The organism is Streptomyces genisteinicus, assembly GCF_014489615.1.
In the GTDB taxonomy this organism is placed as follows: Bacteria; Actinomycetota; Actinomycetes; order Streptomycetales; family Streptomycetaceae; genus Streptomyces; species Streptomyces genisteinicus.
Genome location: NZ_CP060825.1, coordinates 4897153 through 4919203, shown reverse-complemented (window position 1 = coordinate 4919203; position 22051 = coordinate 4897153). Strand labels below are relative to the sequence as shown.

Annotated in this window: 23 protein-coding genes; 11 read left to right on the top strand and 12 right to left on the bottom strand. The window is 72.2% G+C overall.

What is annotated here, in order from left to right; all coding sequences use genetic code 11:
• Nucleotides 1-31: 31 nt before the first annotated feature.
• Together IAG43_RS21555 and IAG43_RS21550 are read left to right on the top strand one after the other, a co-directional pair.
• Nucleotides 32-994 carry an amino acid ABC transporter permease gene (locus tag IAG43_RS21555; protein WP_187742340.1) on the top strand — a complete coding sequence of 321 codons (963 nt, stop codon included), beginning with the start codon at nucleotides 32-34 and terminating at the stop codon, nucleotides 992-994.
• Nucleotides 991-1752 carry an amino acid ABC transporter ATP-binding protein gene (locus tag IAG43_RS21550; protein ID WP_187742339.1) on the top strand — a complete coding sequence of 254 codons (762 nt, stop codon included), beginning with the start codon at nucleotides 991-993 and terminating at the stop codon, nucleotides 1750-1752. Before IAG43_RS21555 ends, IAG43_RS21550 begins: the two co-directional genes overlap by 4 nt.
• Before the next feature lie 71 nt (nucleotides 1753-1823).
• Here the strand turns inward: IAG43_RS21550 and IAG43_RS21545 are convergent, their stop codons facing one another.
• A complete protein-coding gene (locus tag IAG43_RS21545) occupies nucleotides 1824-2591 on the bottom strand; it encodes a class I SAM-dependent methyltransferase (protein WP_246574490.1) in 768 nt (255 codons plus the stop codon).
• A gap of 89 nt (nucleotides 2592-2680) precedes the next feature.
• Here IAG43_RS21545 and IAG43_RS21540 point away from each other — a divergent pair, with 89 nt between their 5' ends.
• Nucleotides 2681-3310 (top strand): CGNR zinc finger domain-containing protein, encoded by a 630-nt coding sequence (locus tag IAG43_RS21540; protein WP_187742338.1) that lies wholly within the window; start codon nucleotides 2681-2683, stop codon nucleotides 3308-3310.
• On the opposite strand, the gene sodX is transcribed toward IAG43_RS21540, so the two are convergent.
• Entirely contained in the window at nucleotides 3214-3633 is a 420-nt protein-coding gene (gene sodX / locus IAG43_RS21535; RefSeq protein WP_187742337.1) for a nickel-type superoxide dismutase maturation protease, read from the bottom strand. The genes IAG43_RS21540 and sodX overlap by 97 nt on opposite strands.
• Nucleotides 3634-3783: 150 nt before the next feature.
• Here sodX and sodN point away from each other — a divergent pair, with 150 nt between their 5' ends.
• Nucleotides 3784-4179, top strand: a complete 396-nt coding sequence (sodN, locus tag IAG43_RS21530; RefSeq protein ID WP_187742336.1) for a superoxide dismutase, Ni — start codon at nucleotides 3784-3786, stop codon at nucleotides 4177-4179.
• Between the two features lie 323 nt (nucleotides 4180-4502).
• Here sodN and IAG43_RS21525 read toward each other — a convergent pair whose 3' ends face one another.
• Nucleotides 4503-5480: a LysR family transcriptional regulator gene (locus tag IAG43_RS21525; RefSeq protein WP_187742335.1), complete on the bottom strand. Its 978-nt coding sequence runs from the start codon at nucleotides 5478-5480 to the stop codon at nucleotides 4503-4505.
• A gap of 206 nt (nucleotides 5481-5686) precedes the next feature.
• On the opposite strand from IAG43_RS21525, the gene snpA reads away from it, so the two are divergent.
• Nucleotides 5687-6352: a snapalysin gene (snpA, locus tag IAG43_RS21520; RefSeq protein ID WP_187742334.1), complete on the top strand. Its 666-nt coding sequence runs from the start codon at nucleotides 5687-5689 to the stop codon at nucleotides 6350-6352.
• 232 nt (nucleotides 6353-6584) lie between these two features.
• On the opposite strand, the gene IAG43_RS21515 is transcribed toward snpA, so the two are convergent.
• Nucleotides 6585-7025 (bottom strand): DUF6304 family protein, encoded by a 441-nt coding sequence (locus tag IAG43_RS21515; protein ID WP_187742333.1) that lies wholly within the window; start codon nucleotides 7023-7025, stop codon nucleotides 6585-6587.
• 167 nt (nucleotides 7026-7192) lie between these two features.
• Entirely contained in the window at nucleotides 7193-8230 is a 1038-nt protein-coding gene (locus IAG43_RS21510) for a family 2 encapsulin nanocompartment cargo protein polyprenyl transferase (RefSeq protein WP_187742332.1), read from the bottom strand.
• Nucleotides 8231-8533: 303 nt separating this feature from the next.
• Between IAG43_RS21510 and IAG43_RS21505 the strand changes: the two genes are divergently transcribed.
• On the top strand, nucleotides 8534-9466 hold the full coding sequence (locus tag IAG43_RS21505) for a 1-aminocyclopropane-1-carboxylate deaminase/D-cysteine desulfhydrase (RefSeq protein WP_343075675.1): 933 nt from the start codon (nucleotides 8534-8536) through the stop codon (nucleotides 9464-9466).
• A 124-nt stretch (nucleotides 9467-9590) separates the two neighbouring features.
• On the opposite strand, the gene IAG43_RS21500 is transcribed toward IAG43_RS21505, so the two are convergent.
• Entirely contained in the window at nucleotides 9591-11186 is a 1596-nt protein-coding gene (locus IAG43_RS21500; RefSeq protein WP_187742331.1) for a Na+/H+ antiporter, read from the bottom strand.
• A 44-nt stretch (nucleotides 11187-11230) separates the two neighbouring features.
• Between IAG43_RS21500 and IAG43_RS21495 the strand changes: the two genes are divergently transcribed.
• From IAG43_RS21495 to IAG43_RS21485, 3 genes are all read left to right on the top strand, one after another.
• The gene (locus tag IAG43_RS21495; RefSeq protein ID WP_187742330.1) at nucleotides 11231-11491 is read left to right on the top strand and encodes a UBP-type zinc finger domain-containing protein; all 261 of its coding nucleotides are present in this window, start codon (nucleotides 11231-11233) and stop codon (nucleotides 11489-11491) included.
• Nucleotides 11492-11730: 239 nt separating this feature from the next.
• Nucleotides 11731-12144 (top strand): ATP-binding protein, encoded by a 414-nt coding sequence (locus tag IAG43_RS21490; protein ID WP_018845530.1) that lies wholly within the window; start codon nucleotides 11731-11733, stop codon nucleotides 12142-12144.
• A complete protein-coding gene (locus tag IAG43_RS21485) occupies nucleotides 12033-13115 on the top strand; it encodes an RNA polymerase sigma factor SigF (protein WP_425508653.1) in 1083 nt (360 codons plus the stop codon). Before IAG43_RS21490 ends, IAG43_RS21485 begins: the two co-directional genes overlap by 112 nt.
• Before the next feature lie 183 nt (nucleotides 13116-13298).
• On the opposite strand, the gene IAG43_RS21480 is transcribed toward IAG43_RS21485, so the two are convergent.
• Nucleotides 13299-13709: a hypothetical protein gene (locus IAG43_RS21480; protein ID WP_187742328.1), complete on the bottom strand. Its 411-nt coding sequence runs from the start codon at nucleotides 13707-13709 to the stop codon at nucleotides 13299-13301.
• Between the two features lie 71 nt (nucleotides 13710-13780).
• On the opposite strand from IAG43_RS21480, the gene IAG43_RS21475 reads away from it, so the two are divergent.
• A complete protein-coding gene (locus tag IAG43_RS21475; protein WP_187742327.1) occupies nucleotides 13781-14749 on the top strand; it encodes a diacylglycerol/lipid kinase family protein in 969 nt (322 codons plus the stop codon).
• A 319-nt stretch (nucleotides 14750-15068) separates the two neighbouring features.
• Entirely contained in the window at nucleotides 15069-15326 is a 258-nt protein-coding gene (locus IAG43_RS21470) for a WhiB family transcriptional regulator (protein ID WP_003953983.1), read from the top strand.
• Nucleotides 15327-15538: 212 nt separating this feature from the next.
• Here the strand turns inward: IAG43_RS21470 and IAG43_RS21465 are convergent, their stop codons facing one another.
• The 5 genes from IAG43_RS21465 to IAG43_RS21445 form a co-directional block, all read right to left on the bottom strand.
• Nucleotides 15539-17014, bottom strand: a complete 1476-nt coding sequence (locus tag IAG43_RS21465) for a sensor histidine kinase (RefSeq protein WP_187744573.1) — start codon at nucleotides 17012-17014, stop codon at nucleotides 15539-15541.
• 358 nt (nucleotides 17015-17372) lie between these two features.
• Entirely contained in the window at nucleotides 17373-18452 is a 1080-nt protein-coding gene (locus tag IAG43_RS21460) for an SIS domain-containing protein (RefSeq protein WP_187742326.1), read from the bottom strand.
• Nucleotides 18453-18531: 79 nt separating this feature from the next.
• Entirely contained in the window at nucleotides 18532-20073 is a 1542-nt protein-coding gene (locus tag IAG43_RS21455) for a glycoside hydrolase family 3 protein (protein WP_187742325.1), read from the bottom strand.
• Between the two features lie 11 nt (nucleotides 20074-20084).
• Nucleotides 20085-20966 (bottom strand): carbohydrate ABC transporter permease, encoded by an 882-nt coding sequence (locus tag IAG43_RS21450; RefSeq protein WP_187742324.1) that lies wholly within the window; start codon nucleotides 20964-20966, stop codon nucleotides 20085-20087.
• The gene (locus IAG43_RS21445; RefSeq protein WP_187742323.1) at nucleotides 20963-21973 is read right to left on the bottom strand and encodes a carbohydrate ABC transporter permease; all 1011 of its coding nucleotides are present in this window, start codon (nucleotides 21971-21973) and stop codon (nucleotides 20963-20965) included. Before IAG43_RS21445 ends, IAG43_RS21450 begins: the two co-directional genes overlap by 4 nt.
• Between the last annotated feature and the right edge of the window lie 78 nt (nucleotides 21974-22051).

The window sequence follows — 22051 nt, the reverse complement described above, 5'->3', positions numbered from 1 at the left end:
CGCCTCACGCGTTCACCGAAGGGCAGTCATCGTGACTGACAAGTTCGACAAGACCCCCGCGGACGGGCCCCCGGCCCGCCAGGCGGTCGACAAGGGGACGTACACACCCCCTGAGCAGATCAAGGCGATTCCCGTCCGCCACTGGGGGCGCTGGGTCAGCGCCGTGATCGTCGTCGCCCTGCTGGGCACGCTGATCTACTCGTTCTCCCAGGGCGACGTGAACTGGGGGACGGTCGGCGATCTGATCTTCGACGACCGGATCGTCCGCGGCATGGGCGCCACGCTGCTGATCAGCGTGCTGTCCATGCTGATCGGCCTGGTGCTCGGCATCCTCTTCGCCGTCATGAGGCTGTCGAAGAACCCGGTCACCGGCGCCGTCGCGTGGCTCTACATCTGGTTCTTCCGCGGGACGCCGGTCTACGTCCAGCTCCTGCTGTGGTTCAACCTGGCGCTGATCTTCCCCATCCTCAACCTTGGGTTCTACAAGGACGAGATGGTCGACGTGATGACCCCGTTCATGGTCGCCCTGCTGGGTCTCGGCCTGAACGAGGGCGCCTACATGGCGGAGATCGTCCGCGCCGGCATCCAGTCGGTGGACGAGGGGCAGACGGAGGCCTCGCACGCGCTCGGCATGTCCAACTCCAAGACCATGCGGCGCATCGTCCTCCCGCAGGCGATGCGGGTGATCGTGCCGCCCACCGGCAACGAGTTCATCAACCTGCTGAAGACCTCGTCCCTGGTGTCGGCCGTGCAGTACACCGAACTGCTGCGCGCCGCGCAGAACATCGGCTCCACCTCGTTCGCGATCATGGAGACGCTGCTCGTGGCCTCGGTCTGGTACCTGGCTCTGACCAGCGTGTTCAGCGTCGGCCAGTACTACGTCGAGCGTCACTACGCCCGCGGGTCGCTGCGCCAGCTGCCGCCCACCCCGTGGCAGCGGGTGAAGGCGAACCTGCTGAACGTCACCGGCAAGCGCGAAGGGGCGTGGTCATGAACGCCATGGTGAAGGCCGAGGGCGTCCACAAGTCCTTCGGCGCGGCGCACATCCTGCGCGGCATCGACCTGGAGGTCGCCCCCCGGGAGGTGTTCTGCCTGGTCGGCCCGTCCGGCTCCGGCAAGTCCACCTTCCTGCGGTGCATCAACCACCTGGAGAAGATCAACGCCGGCCGCCTGTCGGTCGACGGCCGGCTGGTCGGCTACCGGCAGAAGGGCGACAAGCTCTACGAGCTGAAGGACAGCGAGGTCGCGGCGCAGCGCCGGGACATCGGCATGGTCTTCCAGCGCTTCAACCTGTTCCCGCACATGACGGCGATCGCGAACGTCATGGAAGCCCCGATGCAGGTCAAGGGCGAGACCAAGGCCGTCGCCCGCGCCCGGGCGGAGCGGCTGCTCGACCGGGTCGGGCTCGCCGACAAGGCGGGGAACTACCCCTCCCAGCTCTCCGGCGGCCAGCAGCAGCGCGTCGCCATCGCCCGTGCGCTGGCGATGGAGCCGAAGCTGATGCTCTTCGACGAGCCGACCTCGGCCCTCGACCCGGAGCTGGTCGGCGAGGTCCTCGACGTGATGCGCGGACTGGCCGAGGAGGGCATGACGATGATCGTCGTGACCCACGAGATGGGCTTCGCCCGCGAGGTCGGCGACTCGCTGGTCTTCATGGACGGCGGTGTGGTGGTCGAGTCCGGCAACCCGCGCGACGTCCTGACCGACCCGCAGCACGAACGCACCAAGGCGTTCCTCTCCAAGGTGCTCTGAGCCGGTCGCCGGCGCAGGACATGCCACAGGGGCGGTACGGGGATCTCCCGTGCCGCCCCTGTGGCGTACGGCTACCTGACGGCCAGGACCAGCGCGTCGCTCGGCGACGCCCACACCGTGCGGGCCTCGCCGAAGCCGGCCGCGCGCAGTGTCTCGGCGTGCCAGTGGGCCGAGGGCGTCTCGCCGTCGGCGTGCTCGCCGTAGATGCGGAAGCGCTCGGCGGTCGGGGCGGCGAGCACCGGGTCGGCGGCGGCGAGGGCCCACCAGTCCGCCCAGTCGAGCACGCCGGCCGCCCGGGCCCGGTCCATGCCGGCGTGCCGGTGGGCGCGCTCGGCGGCGTTGATCCGCGGGGTGGTCGTGTCCTTCATCCGGTCGGCGTTCATGAAGACGCCGTCCGCGCGGACGAGGCCCGCGAGCTGCCCGTAGAGCGTGGCGAGCGGCCCGGTGCGCAGCCAGTGCAGCGCGGTGGCGGTGAGCACCGCGTCGTAGCTCCGGTGCGGGAGCGCGTCGGTCCAGCCGGGGTCCGTCAGGTCGGCCGTCACGAAGGCGACGCGCTCGTCCCCGGAGAAGTAGCCCCGGGCGATCGTCAACAGCGCGGGGTCGAGGTCCACGCCCGTGCTGGTGGCGTCGGGGAAGCGGGTGAGGAGCCGGTCCGTGATACTGCCCGTACCGCAGGCGAGGTCGAGCACTCTGGGGGCCGTGCCCACGGTGGCCTCGACCATGTCCAGCATGACGCGGAACCGCTCCTCGCGGTCGGGCATGTACCACTCCTGCTGGCGGTCCCAGCTCTCCTGCCAGGCCCGCCAGTCGCTTCCCGTGTCCGCCGTGGTTCCCGCCACCGGAACCCTCCCGTCCGTAATACCCTCGTATCCATAGCAGCTGTTACGGCTGTATCGCCGACAGTAGACCGTTGCAGTAAGGACTACAAGTGGAACTGGCCCATTACTCGGACTTCGCCGTGCGCCTGGTCAACACCGAGGAGCCGGCCCGCGGCAAGGACTCGCTGACCTCCGTGGAGGCGGTGCGCGAGCTGTTCGGCGCCTCCGCCCAGATGGCCCGCCGCGCCACGGACGCCGACGTCACCCGGTTCCGCTCGGTCCGCGCCCGGCTGCGGGCCGTCTTCACGGCGGCCGACGACGGCGACGAGAACGGGGCCGTGGACCTGCTCAACTCGCTGCTGCTGGAGTTCCCGGTCAGCCCCCAGATCTCCGGGCACGACCAGCGCGACGACGACGGCCGCCCCCTGTGGCACATGCACCTCGCCGACCACTCGTCGAACGCGACCACGGGCTACGCGGCCATCGCCGCGATGGGACTCGCCTTCCACCTGACCGAGCACGGCGTCGACCGCCTCGGCCTCTGCCAGGCCGCGCCCTGCCGCAACGCCTACCTCGACACCTCGACCAACCGTTCCCGCCGCTACTGCTCGGACCGCTGCGCCACCCGCGCGAACGTCGCGGCCTACCGGGCCCGCAAGCGCCTGGAGAGCGAACGGTCGGGCAGCACCGGACGCAGCGAGGAGACCAGCCAGGACGCCACGGCGGCCACCGACCGCTGATCGGCCGCACGCGGTCTGAACCGGGTCCGCACCCGCCCGAGGAGCAGATCGGGCGGCACCGCGCCGAACTCCCGGCTGTCGCCGTGGGCGTGCGGGTTGTCCCCCAGCACCCACCAGCCCTCCGGGCGGCGTTCGGCGAGCCGCTTGACGATGAGCAGGTCCTGCTGGAGCGGATGGCGGAGCACGGCGACGTCCCCCTGCCGGAGCACCGCCCGGTAGTCCACCAGCAGCTGGTCGCCGTGCACGAGTGTGGGCACCATCGACGGCCCCGTCACCTCCGCCAGCCCGAACCGTGCCCCGGGCTCACGGCCCTGCTCCGCCATCGGATGCCTCCCGCATGCGTTCGTACGTTCCGCCCGCGGTCCCGTCCGGCCCCGGACTTTTGCCCTAAGCCCCAGGGGGCACTCGCGAAATCACGCTTCTCACGGAGTAATGTCCCACCTGAGAAGACGATCACGAGGAAGGACAGCTCCATGCTCTCCCGCCTGTTCGCCCCCAAGGTAAAGGTCAGCGCCCACTGCGACCTGCCCTGCGGCGTCTACGACCCGGCCCAGGCCCGCATCGAGGCCGAGTCGGTCAAGGCCGTCCAGGAGAAGTACCAGGCCAACGAGGACCCGCACTTCCGCGCCCGCGCCACCGTCATCAAGGAGCAGCGCGCGGAGCTCGCCAAGCACCACGTGTCGGTGCTGTGGAGCGACTACTTCAAGCCGCCGCACTTCGAGAAGTACCCGGAGCTGCACCAGCTCATCAACGACGCGCTGAAGGCCCTCTCGGCCGCCAAGGGCTCCACCGACCCGGAGACGGGCCAGAAGGCGCTCGACTACATCGCCCAGATCGACAAGATCTTCTGGGAGACGAAGAAGGCCTGACCCGGCCCTTCACGGAAGGACCCGGACGGCACCCCGCCGTCCGGGTCCTTCCGCGTCCGGGGCCTTCCGGGCGCAGGCCCGGCCGGAGGCGGGGCCGGCCGGGGAAGGCCTGCGGGGGCCGGGACCGCGCCCCGCGTCCGGGGCCGTCCGGCCGTGCCCGGCACCGCCCCGGGGCGCGGCACGGCCGGAGGTATGTCCTCGTGCGCGCCGAGGCGGCCACCGGTCAGCAGACGGGGTCGCCCTCGGCGTGCCGTCGAGGGGAGACGACCCCGGCGTCCGCACGGCGCACGGCCGGCCCGGAGCACGGGCCGGCCCGCCACGGCTCACGCCGCCGGCACCGGTGTCGGGTCGGCGGGACGGAGCAGGGGGCTGCCCTGGCGCAGCAGCCACTGGCGGTAGGCCGCCGCCCTGAGGGCGGCCTCGCGGTAGGCCGCCGCCAGGTCGGCGTAGGCCGCGTCGAAGAGTTCGCGTGCGCCGGGGCGTGAGCACAGCAGCAGCCGCACGGCGAGGGGGTCGCCCCGCAGCGGCCGGATGGCCATGTCGTCGCGGGGCACCGAGGTGGGCTGGCAGGGCGCGACCGCCTCGCCCACGGCGATCAGCGAGGCGGCCGTGTGGTAATCGCAGTGCAGCACCGGCGGGTTGATCCCGGCGGCGGCCAGCACCCGGCGCAGCCCGTCCCATTCGCCGTCCACCGTGGGGTCGACCATCCACCGGTCGTGGGCGAGGTCGGCCAGGTCCACCTCGGCCGCCGCGGCGGCCGGGTGATCGCCCGCCATGGAGACGAACTGGGGCTCGCGGTCGACCAGTACGCGCACGTCGAGGCCGTCCGGCATCCGCAGCGGGCAGCCCTCCACCTCGTGCACGAAGGCCACGTCGAGCTGTCCGGCGGCCGCCATCGAGAGCAGCGCGTTGGCGGAGACGTCCATGTGCAGGGAGAGGTCGGTGCCCGGGAAGCGTCCCCGCAGCAGCCGCAGCCAGCCGGCCAGTGCCCGGCTCGCGGTGGACCCGATGCGCAGCACCGGGCCGCCCTCGCGGGCCGCCGCCGCCTGGGCCTCGGCGACCAGCGCGGTCATCTCGCCGACCAGCGGCCGGGCACGGCTCAGCACGGCACGCCCCAGCGGGGTCGGCCGGCAGCCGGTGCGTTCCCGGGCGAACAGCGGTGCGCCCAGGAAGGTCTCGATCCGGCGCAGCTGGGTGGTCAGGGACGGCTGGCTGACGCCGAGCCGACGGGCCGCTTTGTGCAGGCTGCCCGTGTCGGCGATGGCGCACAGCGCACGCAGGTGCCTCACCTCGAGCTCCATGGCGTCGAGCGTAGAGCGGGCTCAACTGTCCCACCAGACACCCTAGTCGGGATGTGCCGGACGGATCCGGACAGGCCGCCCGCCCCCGGGGGCACCGGGCGGGTGATGCGCCCGTGCTATCGCCTCCCGGCATCCTCCCGGGCGGGGCGGGGCTCCTCCAGACTCGGCTCACCGCAATTCGTCAACCCGACGAGCAGGAGCCCCCCATGCGTCATCCCCGTACGTTACTGTCCGCCGCCCTCGGCCTCGGTCTCGCCGCCGCGCTCGGCGCCGTGCCCGCGACCGCCGCCACGTCCACCGCCGCCGGCTCCCCCACGGCCACGGCGGCCACCGCCTCCTACGCCGCCTACGAGGGGTCGGCCGAGGACGAGAAGGCGACCCGGGCGTTCTTCGAGGCCGTCGTCGAGTCGGTCGCCAGGAAGCGCGCCGCCAACCCGGGCGCCCAGGCCGTGACGGTCGTCTACAGCGCCGCCAACGCCCCGAGCTTCCGCTCGCAGATAGCCAGCAGCACCAGGATCTGGAACGGATCGGTGTCCAACGTGCGGCTGGTCGAGGGGTCCGGCGCGGACTTCTCGTACTACGAGGGCAACGATCCGCGTGGCTCGTACGCGAGCACCGACGGGCACGGACGCGGCTACATCTTCCTGGACTACCGCCAGAACCAGCAGTACAACTCGACCCGCGTCACGTCGCACGAGACCGGTCACGTGCTCGGTCTGCCGGACCGCTACTCCGGTCCGTGCAGCGAGCTGATGTCCGGCGGCGGCCCCGGCACCTCGTGCACCAACGCGTACCCGAACGCCCAGGAGCGCTCCCGGGTGAACCAGCTGTGGGCCAACGGCCTCGCGGCGGCGATGGCCCGCGTCTCCTGACCGGAGCCGCCTGAGCGGCGTCCGGCGGCCGGAGCCGCCCGGGCGGTCCCCGGTGCACGCGCGCCCCGCCGGCCACCGGCGGGGCGCCGTTCGTCGCGGGTGGCGGTCCGAGGACGCCCGGACCGCGCCGGGCGGACCGGGGGCCGCTCCGGAGGGAAGAGACAAAAGAGGACCGCGCCGGAATCCGGCGCGGTCCGGGCGTCGGTGCGCGGCGGCCCCGCGCGGCGGGTGCTCAGGCCGTCACGGGCTCCCGGCGCCCCAGACCCGCGCCGGGCGGCAACTGGCGGTGGATGCGACCGAGGGCGTCGTCGAAGTCGCCGTCCGCGACGACGACTTCGTAGGCCGCACCGCCGTGGTGCAGGGTGAGGCTCAGGTCCGAGCGGTCGAGCCCGGCGCCTTCGGCGGCCGGCTCGCCCAGCGTCAGCAGACACCCCAGTGTGGCGGGCTGCACGGCTCCGTCCAGCAGGACGGGCAGCGGCATGTCCCATTCCAGGACGCAGGACGAGAGCAGAGCCCCGCCGACGGACCGCAACGCGGCGAACGTCCCGCCGCTGTACTCAACACCCCTGATGAGGGTGCTCACTTGGCCGCCGGTCGCGGTGATCGCGACGGCTTCCGCGCCGGCCCGGTCGCGGTACCAGCCCGCCCAGGCTTCAGTCGACTCCGATGACATGCGCGGACTGTAGCGGTACCCGCTCCTGTGGTGTGGACCAGGTGCCCTTTCCGCCGCACCGGGCCGTCCACCGGATGCCGGAGAGTCCGGGTCGGGGCGTCCGTGCGACCGGCGCGGGGCGGCCACGGCGGGCCGGACGGCGGCCGCCCGGCGCCGGGGCGCCGCGGTCAGCGGTTCCGCCGGGTGACGAACTCGGCGAGCGACAGCAGACCGCCCGCGGCCCCCAGGTCCGGTACCGCGCGGGCGAGTTCCCCCACCGCCTTCGACATGCGCTCGGCGGCCTGCGACTGCGCCCAGTCCCTGCCGCCGGCCCGCTCCACGGCGTCCGCCGCCCGCGCCACCGCCGCCGCGCCCATCGGCCCGCGGTACAGCTCGGCGAGTTCGGCGCCCGCCCGGGTGCCCGAGGCGAGCGCCGCGACCACGGGCAGCGACTTCTTGCGGGCTGCGAGGTCGGCCCCGGCCGGTTTGCCGGTGCGCTCGGGGTCGCCCCAGATCCCGATCAGGTCGTCGATGAACTGGAAGGCCAGACCCGCCTCCCTGCCGAACGCGTCCATCGCGCGCACCTCCCGCTCCCCGGCACCCGCGTACAGGGCGCCGATGGCGCAGGAGGCGCCCAGCAGGGCGCCGGTCTTGGCCGTGGCCATCCCGATGCACTCCTCGGGGGTGACCTCTTCCGGCGGACGCTCCTCGAAGGCGCAGTCGATCTGCTGCCCCGCGCACAGCTCGATCACGCAGTCGGAGAGCCGCGCCGAGGCCTCGGCCGAGCGCGGCCAGGGGTCCTCGGCGAGCAGCCGCACGGCGAGCGCGAGCATCGCGTCGCCCGCGAGCACGGCGTCGGCCGTGCCGAACACCGTCCAGGCCGTGGGGCGGTGCCGGCGTGTGACGTCCTCGTCGATGACGTCGTCGTGCAGGAGCGTGAAGTTGTGCGCGAGTTCGACGGCCGCCGCGGCCCGGACGGCACGGTCAGGGTCGCCGCCCAGCGCCTGGCAGGCGGCGAGCACGAGGGCGGGCCGGACGGCCTTGCCGCCCGCGCCGGCCGCGGGTGTGCCGTCCGCCTCCTCCCAGCCGAAGTGGTACATCGCCACACGCCGCATCGGGCCGGGGAGCGTGTCGCACGCACCGCGCAGTTCGGGCTGGACCAGGGCGCGGGTGCGGTCCAGCAGGTCGACGGCCTCACGGGCCTCGACGGTGTCCGGAATGGTCAACGGGCGGTCCTTCCCTGCGGAGGCGATCGATCGGGGACGGGATCTGGAGGGACGTGTATCGGACGGGGACGGCGAACAGGGGACGGGGAACAGGGGGCGAGGACCGGTCGGGGACGGCGATCGGTCCCGGGACGGGGAGCGTGGACGGGGAGCGTCGGGGCGTGCCCCCGGCGGGATGCTTCTCCGGCCTGCGGTGACAGCTTTTCAGTACGGAGTGTGGTCGCACCATTACACAAACGGGTGGGACTGGATCGCCGGGATGCGGGCAGGGCCGGCCGTCGCCCCGCCCGGGACAATGGGCGGGTGACCAGCGACCTGCCCGACCTCGCCGCCGCGCTGCGGCCGCTGCTGCCGTCGCCGCTGCAGTCCGTCCGGGACGAGCGGTTCGAGCGCCACGGCGTCGGTCTGCTGCTCAAGCGGGACGACCTGATCCACCCCGATCTCCCCGGCAACAAGTGGCGCAAGCTGGCGCCGAACCTGCGCGCCGCACGCGGGCGGCCGGTGCTGACCTTCGGCGGCGCGTACTCCAACCACCTGCGTGCCACGGCCGCCGCCGGACGGCTGCTCGGCTTCCCCACGGTCGGCGTCGTCCGGGGCGACGAGCTGGCCGACCGCCCCCTGAACCCCTCGCTGAGCCGCTGCGCCGCGGACGGGATGCGCCTGGTCTTCGCCGACCGGGCCGCCTACCGCGCCAAGCACGAGCCCGCCGTCCTGGCCCGCTTCGTGGCCGAGTCGGGCGCGGAGGACGTCTACGTGGTGCCCGAGGGCGGCTCCAACGCGCCGGCCGCCCGCGGCTGCGCGGAGCTGGGCGCCGAGCTCCGCGACGACCCGGCCGGCGTCGGCGCGGCCGCCGTCGCCTGCGGCACGGGCGGCACGCTCGCCGGACTCGCCGCCGGCCTCGGACCCGGCCGGCGCGCGCTCGGCGTCGCCGTGCTGCGCGGGAGCTTCCTCGGCGGCGAGGTCCGGGCACTCCAGCAGGCCGCCTTCGGCGGACGGGCCGGCGACTGGTCGGTGGAGGACCGCTTCCACTTCGGGGGCTACGCGCGCGGCGGGCCGGAGCTCGACGCCTTCGCCGCCGACTTCGAGGACCGTCACGGCCTGCCCGTCGAACGCGTCTACGTCGCGAAGCTGCTGTACGCCCTGAGCGTGCTGGCGGCCGAGGGGGCGTTCCCCCGCGGCACGGCGCTCGCGGCCGTGATCACGGGACGGCCCGACGGCCCGCCGCCGGCGCCCTGAGCCGCCGCCGACACCGCGGACCCGTTGTACAGGCAGCTCCCCGCGGGTCCGCGGGTCCGCCTCCACCGCGGACCCGCGGGGAGCTGCCCGCCGTCCGCCGGCCGCGGCCCCGCGGGAGGCCGCCCTACCCGTCCTCGCGGTAGGCGGCCGCCTCCTCCAGGTCCAGCCGGCGCAGCAGCGTGCGCATCATCTCGTCGTCGATCCGCCGCTGGTCGCGGAGGGAGACGAAGACGTCCCGCTCCACGGAGATCATCTCGCGCGCGAGGCGGCGGTAGATGTCGTCCGCGGACTCCCCGGTGATCTCGTTGACCGTGCCGAGGCGTTCCCACACCGCGTTGCGCCGGCGCTCCAGCACCGTGCGGAGCCGCTCCACGAGCGGCTGCGGGAGGCTGTTGCGCTCGTCGGCGAGGAGTTCGCCGAGCCGCCGCTCGGCCGCCGCGGACGCCTCGCTCTGCGCCTGCGCCTCGGCCAGCGTCTCGGCCTGCACGTCACGCCCCGGAAGCTTCAGCACACGGATCAGCGGGGGCAGCGTCAGCCCCTGCACGACGAGCGTGCCGATCACCGTGGTGAACGTCAGGAAGAGGACCAGGCTGCGGCCCGGGAACGGCTCGCCGTCCTCCATGACCAGCGGGATGGAGAACGCGATGGCGAGCGAGACCACGCCGCGCATCCCGGCCCAGCCGACGATCAGCGGAGCGGTCCAGTTGGTGTCCGGCTCGCGCTCCCGCACCCGCCGGGAGAGCTTGCGCGGCAGGAAGGTGGCCGGATAGACCCAGACGAAGCGGACGACGACGACGGTGACGAAGACCGCCACCGCGTACCAGAGCGCCTCCCCCACCCCGTACGGCCCGAGGTCCTCCACCACGATGGCGAGCTGGAGCCCGATCAGCGCGAACACCGCCGACTCCAGGACGAAGGAGACCATCTTCCAGACCGCCTCCTCCTGGAGCCGGGTCGCGAAGTCGACCTGCGAGGAGTGGTGGCCCAGGTACAGCGCCACGACGACGACGGCGAGCACACCGGAGGCGTGCACCTCCTCGGCCGCCGCGTACGCGATGAACGGGATGAGCAGCGACAGGGTGTTCTGGAGCAGCGGCTCCTTCAGCCGGGTGCGCAGCCAGTGGATCGGCAGCATCAGCACCAGTCCGACGGCGATGCCGCCGACCGAGGCGAGCAGGAACTCCCCGAATCCCGCGGCCCAGCTCGCGCCCGCGCCGATCGCCGCGGCCAGCGCGACCTTGTAGGCGGTGATCGCCGTCGCGTCGTTCACCAGGGACTCGCCCTGGAGGATCGTGGTGATCCGGTGCGGCAGTCCCAGCTTGCGCGCGATGGCCGTGGCGGCGACCGCGTCCGGGGGCGCGACGACGGCGCCGAGGACCAGGGCCGCGGTCAGCGGCAGATCCGGGACCAGGAGGTACGCGAGGTAGCCGACCACGACCGTCGCGAACAGCACGTACCCCACGGACAGCAGGGCGACCGGCCGGAGGTTGGCCCGCAGGTCCAGGTAGGAGCTGTCCAGGGCGGCGGTGTGCAGCAGCGGCGGCAGGATCAGCGGCAGCACGATGTGCGGGTCCAGGTGGTACTCGGGCACGCCCGGGACGTAGGAGGCGATCAGGCCCGCGGCCACCAGCAGCAGCGGGGCGGGCACGGGCGTGCGGCGGGCGGCCCCCGCGACGGCGGCGCTCACGGCGATCAGCCCCACCAGGGGCAGTGCTTCCATCACGGGGACCTCACGTCGGTCTGCTGCGTCGTAATCTGGCAATCATGAGCGAGTGTCCGCATGTAGCAGAGCTTCCGCGCCCGGAGCCGGTCCCGCTGAGCATGACGTGCCGCGAGTGCGAGGCCGCCGGGACGCACCCGGTGCAGCTGCGGCTCTGCCTCGAGTGCGGGCACGTCGGCTGCTGCGACTCGTCGCCGCTGCGGCACGCGCGGGCGCACTACGGGGACACGGCACACGCCGTGATGCGCACTTTCGAGCCAGGTCAGCTGTGGCGGTGGTGCTTTGTCGACGATTCGATCGTCTGACGTCTGGGTACGTCAACCATCCGCCGGATCCGCGCAATTGGGCGGCGCCGACCTCTAGCCACTGTGCGTGACATACGCTTACCATGAGTGACAGACACCGGCTCAGGGGTCCCCGGCGACAGAGAACCACGGATCGCGATAGCGTCGCCAGGCCAATACCGGCTACGTAACCACGTGCCGCACGCCCGCGGGAGTTCTCCCGCGGCCCAGAAAGAGCTTGTGCCACCTTGGAGGTGAGGGTGTCCCAGATCGCAGGCGAGCCCGGGACCCAGGACTTCGTGGAAGTCCGGCTGCCGGCTGCGGGTGCCTACCTGTCCGTGTTGCGTACGGCCACCGCCGGACTCGCAGCACGCTTGGACTTCACCCTCGACGAGATCGAGGATCTGCGGATCGCGGTCGACGAGGCGTGCGCGATCCTGCTCCAGCAGGCCGTACCCGGCTCCGTCCTGAGCTGCGTGTTCCGGCTCGTCGACGACTCGCTGGAGGTGACGGTCTCGGCGCCCACGACCGACGGCCGGGCACCGGAGCGCGACACCTTCGCCTGGACGGTGCTCTCGGCGCTGGCCGGAAAGGTCGACTCCTCGGTCGCCGACGACCGTACGGTCTCCATCAGCCTGTACAAACAGCGCGGCGCGGGACCCGGGCCGGCGTGAGCAACGGAAACGGGGATGGTCCGATGCGGGAGGACGAGGAGCGTAGCCCCAGGGTGCTGAACGCGTCGACCGGCATCCCGGAGCAGCAGGCGCGCCCGCACCCGGTGGTGGACGAGACCGAGGGCCGTGGCGCCCCGGTGGAGCAGCCGCAGGAGCAGGTGCAGTCGCGGGCAGAGCGGGCGGACCGGATGAGCGAGCACGAGCAGAGGCAGGATCCGCACGACCGCAGCGGGGCGCGTGCCCTGTTCATAGAGCTCCGCTCGCTGCCCGAGCAGTCGCCCCAGCGCGCCGAACTGCGCAACCGGCTGGTCCGCATGCACCTGCCGCTCGTCGAGCACCTGGCGCGCCGCTTCCGCAACCGCGGTGAGCCGCTGGACGACCTGACGCAGGTCGCGACGATCGGTCTGATCAAGTCGGTGGACCGCTTCGACCCGGAGCGCGGGGTCGAGTTCTCGACGTACGCGACGCCGACCGTGGTCGGCGAGATCAAGCGGCACTTCCGCGACAAGGGCTGGGCGGTCCGGGTGCCGCGCCGGCTGCAGGAGCTGCGGCTCGCCCTGACCACGGCGACCGCGGAGCTCTCGCAGCAGCACGGCCGCTCCCCCACCGTCCACGAGCTCGCCGAGCGCCTCGGCATCTCGGAGGAGGAGGTCCTGGAGGGCCTGGAGTCGGCGAACGCCTACTCCACCCTGTCCCTGGACGTCCCCGACACGGACGACGAGTCACCGGCCGTGGCGGACACCCTGGGCGCCGAGGACGAGGCGCTGGAGGGCGTCGAGTACCGCGAGTCCCTGAAGCCGCTGCTGGAGGGGCTGCCGCCGCGGGAGAAGCGCATCCTGCTGCTGAGGTTCTTCGGCAACATGACGCAGTCGCAGATCGCGCAGGAGGTCGGCATCTCGCAGATGCACGTCTCGCGTCTGCTGGCGCGGACGCTGGCACAGCTGCGCGAGAAGCTCCTCGTCGAGGAGTAGACCTCGGGCGGGCGGCGCTTCCGGGGCTAGCCCCGGGGGCGCCGCTTTCCGCTGTGCGGCCCCGTCACGCGGGTGCGGGCCGCCGGTCGCCGCACCCCGCCGCGCGAGGACACAGCCGAACACTGTCCCGGGACGGCCGGCCCGCACCCGCGAACCGGCCCCCGGGCGAAACCCCCGCGGGCGTCAGCGCGCCTGCGCTCCGATGCCGAGCGCCTTCGCCGTCGTCGGGTTGACCAGCAGCACGAGCCCCGTCACCGCGACCGCCGCGAGCACGATGCCGAGCGGGATCAGCGGACCCGAGGCGCGCAGCAGCGTCCACGCCGGGATGAGGGCGATGAGCTGGGTGATGATCGCGGGCCCGCGGCTCCAGCTGCGGCGCAGCCACAGCCCGCGGGCCGCCGCGAGCGGGATCACGCCGAGGACGAGCAGGGTCACCCCGCCCGTCTCCGCCGAGACCGAGTCGCCGGGCTCTCCGAAGAGGCCCATCACCAGCATGTACAGCCCGCCCGCGACCAGCGCCAGCCCCTCGGCGGCGCAGACGGCGGCCGCGGCGGTGAGGCGGGCGGGGCGGGGGGTGGGGTCGTCACTGGTCACCCCAGCAGGGTAGCCCCCGCCCCGGAGCCCCGGACTGGGCCCGGTACCCCTCAGTAGGTACCCTTCCTCGCATGCGCGCACTTCTCGTGGTCAATCCGGCAGCAACCACCACCAGTGCCCGCACCCGCGACGTGCTCATCCACGCGCTCGCGAGCGAGATGAAACTGGAGGCCGTCTCCACCGAGTACCGGGGCCACGCCCGCGACCTCGGAAGACGGGCGGCCGAGGCGGACGACATCGACCTGGTGGTCGCCCTGGGCGGCGACGGCACGGTCAACGAGGTCGTCAACGGGCTGCTGCACAACGGACCCGACCCGGAGGGCCTGCCCCGGCTCGCGGTGGTGCCCGGGGGCTCGACCAACGTGTTCGCCCGCGCGCTCGGGCTGCCGAACGACGCCGTGGAGGCGACCGGCGCGATCCTCGACGCTCTGCGTGAGCGGACGGAGCGCACGGTCGGCCTCGGACTGGCGGCGGGGACCCCGGGCACGGACGACGAGGGCGTGCCCGAGCGCTGGTTCACCTTCTGCGCGGGGCTGGGCTTCGACGCCGGCGTCGTCGGCAGGGTGGAGCAGCACCGGGAGCGCGGACGGCGGTCCACACACGCGCTGTACGTGCGGCAGGTGATGCGCCAGTTCCTCGACGACCCGCACCGCCGGCACGGCACGATCACGCTGGAGCGGCCGGGCGCCGACCCGGTCGAGGATCTGGTGCTGTCCATAATCTGCAACACCTCGCCCTGGACCTACCTGGGCAATCGTCCGGTGTACGCGTCCCCGAAGGCGTCCTTCGACACCGCTCTCGACGTGCTCGGGCTGAAGAAGCTGTCGACACCGGCGGTGGCCCGTTACGGCACTCAGCTGCTCACGTCGAGCCCGGAACGGGGGCCTCGCGGGAAGCACGCCGTCACGCTGCACGACGAGACGGACTTCACCTTGCATTCCAAGGTGCCGCTGCCGTTCCAGATGGACGGTGACCACCTCGGGCTGCGTACGAGCGTGACGTTCACAGGCGTTCGCCGTGCACTGCGTGTGATTGTGTGAGTGGAAGGACCGAAAGTCCTTTATCTCGAACGTATGGGCGCGGCTCCACCCCATAGAAGTACGGCTGTGACCTAGTCGACACCGAGGAATCAAAAAAAACTTTCCGGAAGGGGTTGTATCCGCCGCCGAGGTTTGCGAATCTCTACATGGCGATCGGGACGGCCCGCAACACCGGCCTCGACAGACCGCCGGAACCCCTCAACGAATCCAGGATCCAACGCCGGGCAACTGGCGATCGGCCCTTCCCTCGCGGGGGGATTCGTGAAAGCGTTCACATTCACAAGCAACGTGCATGAAATACCAAGGAGAGGTAGCAGCCATGGACTGGCGTCACAACGCCGTTTGCCGCGAGGAAGACCCCGAGCTCTTCTTCCCCATCGGCAACACCGGTCCTGCGCTGCTGCAGATCGAGGAAGCCAAGGCCGTCTGCCGTCGCTGCCCCGTCATGGAGCAGTGCCTGCAGTGGGCGCTCGAGTCCGGCCAGGACTCCGGCGTCTGGGGTGGCCTCAGCGAGGACGAGCGCCGTGCGATGAAGCGCCGCGCCGCTCGCAACCGGGCGCGTAACGCCAGCGCCTGACCCCCCCAGCTACCGGCATCCCCGGCGGCGCGTGCAGCGAGCACGCACTCACCGCCTTCGAGCCGCAGCGCGCAGTACCCCCGATGCGCATCGCACACGCGAGCAACGAGCTTCGAGCCCCGGACGGCCGACACGGTCCGGGGCTCTTCGCTGTCCGCAACTCTTCACCGCCCGGGACTCTTCACCGCCCGGGGCCGCGCCCCCGCCGGCGGCTAGCGCTTCTCGGCGACGGGGATGTCGAGCACCACACGGGTGCCCCGCCCGGGCGCGGGCACCGGGACCATGTCGAAGGTGCCGCCCAACTCACCCTCCACCAGGGTCCGCACGATCTGCAGCCCCAGGTTCCCGGCCTGCTGGGCGTCGAAGCCCTCGGGCAGACCGCGGCCGTCGTCCTGGACGGTGATCAGCAGACGGGCGTTCTCCACCCGGGAGTCGCCGCGTACGGCGGACACCTCCACCGAGCCGTGCTCGGCCGGTGCGAAGGCGTGCTCCAGGGCGTTCTGGAGCACCTCCGTGAGCACCATGGAGAGCGGGGTGGCGGTCTCCGCGTCGAGGATGCCGAAGCGGCCGGTGCGCCGGCAGTCGACCTTGCCGGGCGAGATCTCCGCCACCATGGCGATGACGCGGTCGGCGATCTCGTCGAACTCGACCCGCTCGTCCAGGTTCTGGGACAGCGTCTCGTGCACGATGGCGATGGACCCGACCCGGCGGACGGCCTCGTTGAGCGCCTCCCGGCCCCGCACCGAGTCCATCCGGCGCGACTGGAGGCGCAGGAGCGCCGCCACGGTCTGGAGGTTGTTCTTCACCCGGTGGTGGATCTCCCGGATGGTGGCGTCCTTGGTGATCAACTCCCTTTCCCTGCGCCGGAGTTCGGTCACGTCCCGGAGCAGGACGAGGGAGCCGATGCGGACGCCCTTCGGCTTGAGCGGAATGGCGCGCAGCTGGATGACACCGCCGTTCCCCTCCACCTCGAACTCGCGGGGCGCGTAGCCGCTGGCGAGTTTGACCAGCGCCTCGTCCACGGGGCCCCTGGAGGGCGCCAGTTCGGCGGTGATCTGGCCGAGGTGGTGACCGACGAGGTCGGAGGCGAGACCGAGGCGGTGGTAGGCGGAGAGGCCGTTGGGGCTGGCGTACTGGACCACACCGTCGGCGTCGAGGCGGATCAGCCCGTCGCCCGCCCGGGGCGAGGCGTCCATCTCGACCTGCTCGCCGGGGTACGGGAAGGAGCCGGCCGCGATCATCTGCGCCAGGTCGGAGGCGGACTGGAGATAGGTGAGCTCCAGCCGCGAGGGGGTGCGGACGGTCAGCAGGTTGGTGTTGCGGGCGATGACGCCGAGGACCCGGCCCTCACGGCGCACCGGGATGGACTCGACCCGCACGGGGACCTCCTCGCGCCACTCGGGGTCGCCCTCGCGCACGATGCGGCCCTCGTCCAGCGCCGCGTCCAGCAGGGGGCGCCGGCCGCGCGGGACGAGATGGCCGACCATGTCGTCCTGGTACGAGGTGGGGCCGGTGTTGGGCCGCATCTGGGCGACCGACACGTAGCGCGTGCCGTCCCGGGTGGGGACCCAGAGCACCAGGTCGGCGAAGGAGAGGTCGGAGAGCAGCTGCCACTCCGAGACCAGCAGATGGAGCCACTCGAGGTCGGATTCGCTCAGAGCGGTGTGCTGGTGGACGAGGTCGTTCATGGAGGGCACAGATGCGAGGGTACCCGCGGGCCGCGGCGCCGCGACGGGACCCTCAACCCGTACGGCACCGCAGCCCGGAGTTGCCCGGCCGGCGGGTGTGCGGTCCCGCTCGGCCGTTTCAGAGGTCTCGGCGCAGTCAGGGCAGAGAGCGCCGGGGACCTCGTTCCACCCTCCTGTGCGGTGGAGGGCGGAGGCTCGTCACGACAGGTGGAACACTGTCGATTGTGGACTAGACCATTTGTCGCTGTCCACGGTCGGGACGAGTTTAGTTCCCGGGCCATACTTATGCACGGGACAAAAGGGACGCCCGGCGTCCGGACGCCCCCGCCCGCCCCCGCGGGGTCTCCCGCGGCCGCTCTCAGCGGGTCTCGGTGACCTTCGCCAGCGCCCGTGGCGCGTCCGGGTCCTGCCCCCTCGCGATGGTCACCTCGTACGCCATGAGCTGGAGCGGAAGGATCTCCAGGATCGGCTGGAGCTCCTCCGGCACCCCCTCGACGGGCAGCACGAAACCCGCCGAGGCAGCCGCCACCTGCGCCGCCGGGCCGACCACGAAGAGATCCGCGCCACGTCCCCTCAGCCGGTCCAGGACCGGCTGCAGCGCCTCGCCGCCCCGCCCCCCGGTGACCACCGCGATCACCGGCGAGATGTTGTCGACCATGGCCAGCGGTCCGTGCAGCAGGTCGGCGCCCGAGTAGGCGAGCGCCGGGATGTAGCTCGTCTCCATGAGCTTGAGCGCCGCCTCCTTCGCCGTCGGATAGCCGTAGCCGCGCGAGGTGATGACCATCCGCTCGGCGAAGCGGTAGCGGGCCGCGAGGGTCCGGACCTCGTCCTGGCGGCCGAGGACGCGGGCGGCCAGCTCCGGCAGCCGGCCCGCGGCGGCCGTGTCCCCGTCGCGCAGCCCCTCCACGAAGAGGTAGAGCGCCAGCAGGGACGCGGTGTACGTCTTGGTGGCCGGGAGCGCCCGCTCCGGCCCCGCCATGACGTCGATGTGGAACTCGGAGACCGCGGCGAGCGGCGAGTCCGGGTTGTTGGTCACCGCGAGGGTGACCGCGCCGGCCTCGCGGGCGGCCTTCGTCGAGGCGACGAGGTCGGGGGATCCGCCGGACTGGCTGACGGTGACCACCAGCACGTCGGTCAGGTCGGGCCGGGCGCCGTACGCGGTGGTGGTGGACATCGAGGTGAGCCCGCAGGGCAGGCCGAGGCGGATCTCCAGCAGGTACTTGGCGTACAGCGCGGCGTTGTCCGAGGTGCCGCGCGCCGTCAGCAGCACGAAGCGGGGCCGGCGGGCGGCGACCGCGGCGGCCACCTCACGGATGCGCGGCGCACCCTCGTCGAGGATGCGCCGCAGGACCGCGGGCTGCTGGGCCATCTCGCCGGCCATGATCCGGCCGGGGGACTCGTCGTACGCGCTGTGCTCGGCCGGGGTCGGGGCGGACATGCCGGGTGCCTCCAGGACGGTCCAGGTGCCGGGTGGCCGGCCGTCCCGGCGCACCGCGGCACAGCACGGTCCGCGTCGGTCAGGCCCCGGCGCTCCTGCCGGTGACGACCTCGGCGGCGGCGCGTCCGCAGACGCGGGCGGCGCCGTGGGTGGCGATGTGCAGCGCGCCCCTGGGCTCGGCCAGACCGAGACCCATCTCGACCACGACCGTGTCGGGACGGGCCGCGAGCAGGACGTCCAGGGCCTCCGCCATCCAGGGGTGGCGGTGGGCGTCGCGCACCACAGCGACGATCCTACGGTCCGCCGCGTCGGCCAGCACGTCTGCGGCGAGGGACGCGGCCCCCGCGCCGTCGGCGTAGGAGCCGGTGGTGGTCCCGGGCAGCATCTCCGTCAGTTCGGCGCCCACGCCCCAGGGCGTCTCGTCCCCGACCGCGATGTTGGCCACCGGGGTGAGGGCGGCGACGTGGACGGCGGCGGTGAGCGGCGCGAAGGAGCCGTCCCGGTCCGTGACCCGCGCCGCGCGGCGCGCCGCGACCAGTCCGATGCCGGAGCCGGGCGCGGTCCCCTCCTGTGCAGCCGCGCCCGGCTCTGTACGAGCCCCCCTGGCCCGCTGCGTCCACTCCGCGAGGGCGCGCACCCGCGCCGCCGCGTCGGCCAGCCGCTCCTCGGGCAGGTCTCCGCTCCGCACCGCCGCGACGAGGGCGTCCCGCAGCCGCAGCACGGTCTCCTCGTCGGCGAGGCCGCCGCCGACGCAGATGGCGTCGGCACCGGCCGCGATCGCGAGGACCGATCCGCGCTCGATGCCGTACACCGACGAGATGGCCTGCATCTCCATGCCGTCCGTGACGATCAGGCCCTGGTAGCCCAGCTCCTCGCGCAGCAGTCCGGTGAGGATCTGCGGGCTCAGGGTGGCGGGACGGTCGGGGTCGAGCGCGGGGAGAAGAATATGCGCACTCATGACCGCTTTGGAACCCGCGGCGATCGCCGCACGGAAAGGCACCAGTTCACGGGCGTGCAGTGTGTCGAGGTCCACATCGATGCGGGGCAGCGCGTGGTGCGAGTCGACGCTGGTGTCGCCGTGTCCGGGGAAGTGCTTGGTGCAGGCGGCGACACCGGCCGCCTGGAGCCCCTCGACGTAGGCCACGGTGTGGCGGGCGGCGAGGTGCGGATCGGCGCCGAAGGAGCGGACGCCGATGACCGGGTTGTCCGGGTTCGAGTTGACATCGGCGGACGGCGCCCAGTTGAGGTCGACTCCGCATTCGGCGAGGCGGCGGCCGAGTTCACGGGCCACGGCCCGGGTCAGGTCGACGTCGTCGACCCGGCCGAGGGCGTAGTTGCCGGGGAAGGACGAACCGTCCCTGACCTCCAGCCGTGTGACGTCGCCGCCCTCCTCGTCGATGGCGACGAGCACGTCGTCGCGCTCCGCGCGCAGCTGCGCGGTGAGGGCGGCGAGCTGTCCGGGCGAGGTGATGTTGCGGCCGAACAGGCCGACGGCCGAGAGCCCTTCGGAGACCTGGCGCAGCAGCCAGCCGGGCGCCCGGGTGCCGACGAATCCGGGCTGCAGGACGGTGAGGGCGTCCCGGGTGAGCGTGTCCGACGATCCGCGCAGAAGTGTGGTCATGGGGTTCCCCGTTATCCCTTCACAGCGCCGGACGTGAGGCCGGCGGCCATCTTCTTCTGGATGATCATGAAGAAGACGACGACGGGCAGTGCGATCAGCGTCGAGGCCGCCATCAGCGCGCCGTAGTCCGTTCCGCGCTCGGTGGTGAAGGTCATCAGCCAGACGTTGAGCGTGTACTTGGAGTTGTCGTTGATGAGGATGTACGCGAAGAGGTACTCGTTCCAGGCGTTCACCAGGGCGAAGATCGACGCGGCCGCGAGTCCGGGGGCGAGCAGCGGGAAGATCACCCGGCGGAAGGCCTGCATCCGCGTGCAGCCGTCGACCATCGCCGACTCCTCCAGCTCCACGGGGATGTTCACCACGAAGCCGCGGATCATGACCACCGCGAAGGGCAGCGTCGAGACCAGGTAGACGACGATCAGGCCCCAGTACTCGTCGAGGCCGCCCATGGCGTTGAGCTGGGCGTAGATCGGGATGAGCATCGCCGTCGGCGGCAGCATCTGGACCAGGATGAGGACCATCAGCAGGGACTTGCGGCCGAAGAAGCGGAACCGGCCGATCGCCAGGGCGGCGAGGGTGGCGATGATCATTCCGCCGAGGACGGCGGTGACGGAGACGATGAGGCTCGACTGGACCGCGGTGGCGAAGTTCTCCTGCTTCACGGCGCGCGCGAAGTTGTCGAACGTCAGCGACGAGGGCCACAGGGTCTGGTCGTAGGACCGGATCTCGTGGTTGGGCCGCAGGGCGCTGATGACCAGCCAGTAGACCGGGAACGCCATCACGACGGCGGTGACCAGGCCGATGATGTCGTAGTGCCAGCGGGTCTTCTTGCGGTCCGGGCGGACCGTCTGCTGCCCGGCGTCGGCCGGCGAGGGGGCGGTGGAGGTGCTCATTCGACCTCTCCTGTCTTCATCAGCTGGCGCAGGTAGTACACGGCCACTCCGGACAGCAGCACGACGGTGATCAGGGCGATCGCGGTGCCCTGGCTGAACGAGGTGGACTCGAATGCCTTGGAGAAGGAGTAGAGGCCGAGGGTCTCGTACTCGGGCTCGGGCTTGTTGCCGCGCAGCAGCCAGATCTGCCCGAAGACGTTGAAGTCCCAGATGACGGAGAGCGTGGTGACCATCGTGAAGACCGGGCGGATGACCGGCCAGGTGACGAAGGTGAAGACCTTGAAGACGTTCGCGCCGTCGAGGGCCGCCGCCTCCTCCAGCTCCTTGGGGACCTGGGTGAGGGCCGCGTAGAGGGTGATGACCACAAAGGGGATGGCGCCCCAGATGACCAGCAGGGAGATGATCGCGAAGCCCTGCTTGGGGTCGAGGAACCAGTTGTGGCCGAGGAAGTCCTCGCCGACGACCTTGGCGATCAGGGTGTTGATGAGGCCGTAGTCGGAGTCGGAGAGCCAGCGGAAGATCGACGCGGCGACCATCAGGGGCATCGACCAGGCGGCCACCAGGCAGGCGGTGAGCACCAGCCGGACCCAGGTGGTCAGGCGCATCATCAGCAGCGCGATGAGCAGCCCCGCCGCCATCGTGACGGTGACGCAGACGGCCATGAAGACCACGGTCCGCCCGGTCACCGACCAGAACTCGCCGTCGCCGAGGATGTTGGTGAACTGCTCGAAGCCGACCCACGGCGGGGCGTCGCCCGTCCAGAGCTCCTTGCGGCCCATGTCCTGGAAGGACATGATCACCGTTTTGCTGAGCGGGAAGGCGTAGACCGCCGCGATGGCGACGATGGCCGGGAGGATCAGCAGGTACGGAAGGAGCGCGCCCTTCTTCCGCTGCCGTGGCCCCGCGGCGGGGCTTCCTCTGCCGGGCCCCTTGCGGACGCGGTCCGGCTCGGGGGCACGTGGTACGGGTACCGGCGGACCGGCGGCCTTGGTGTCGGCGGCAGTCACGTGGCTGACCTTCCGTTTGTTCTGTACACCGAAAGGGTGGGGCGGGGCCGCGAGTGCGGACCCACCCCACCGGTGAAT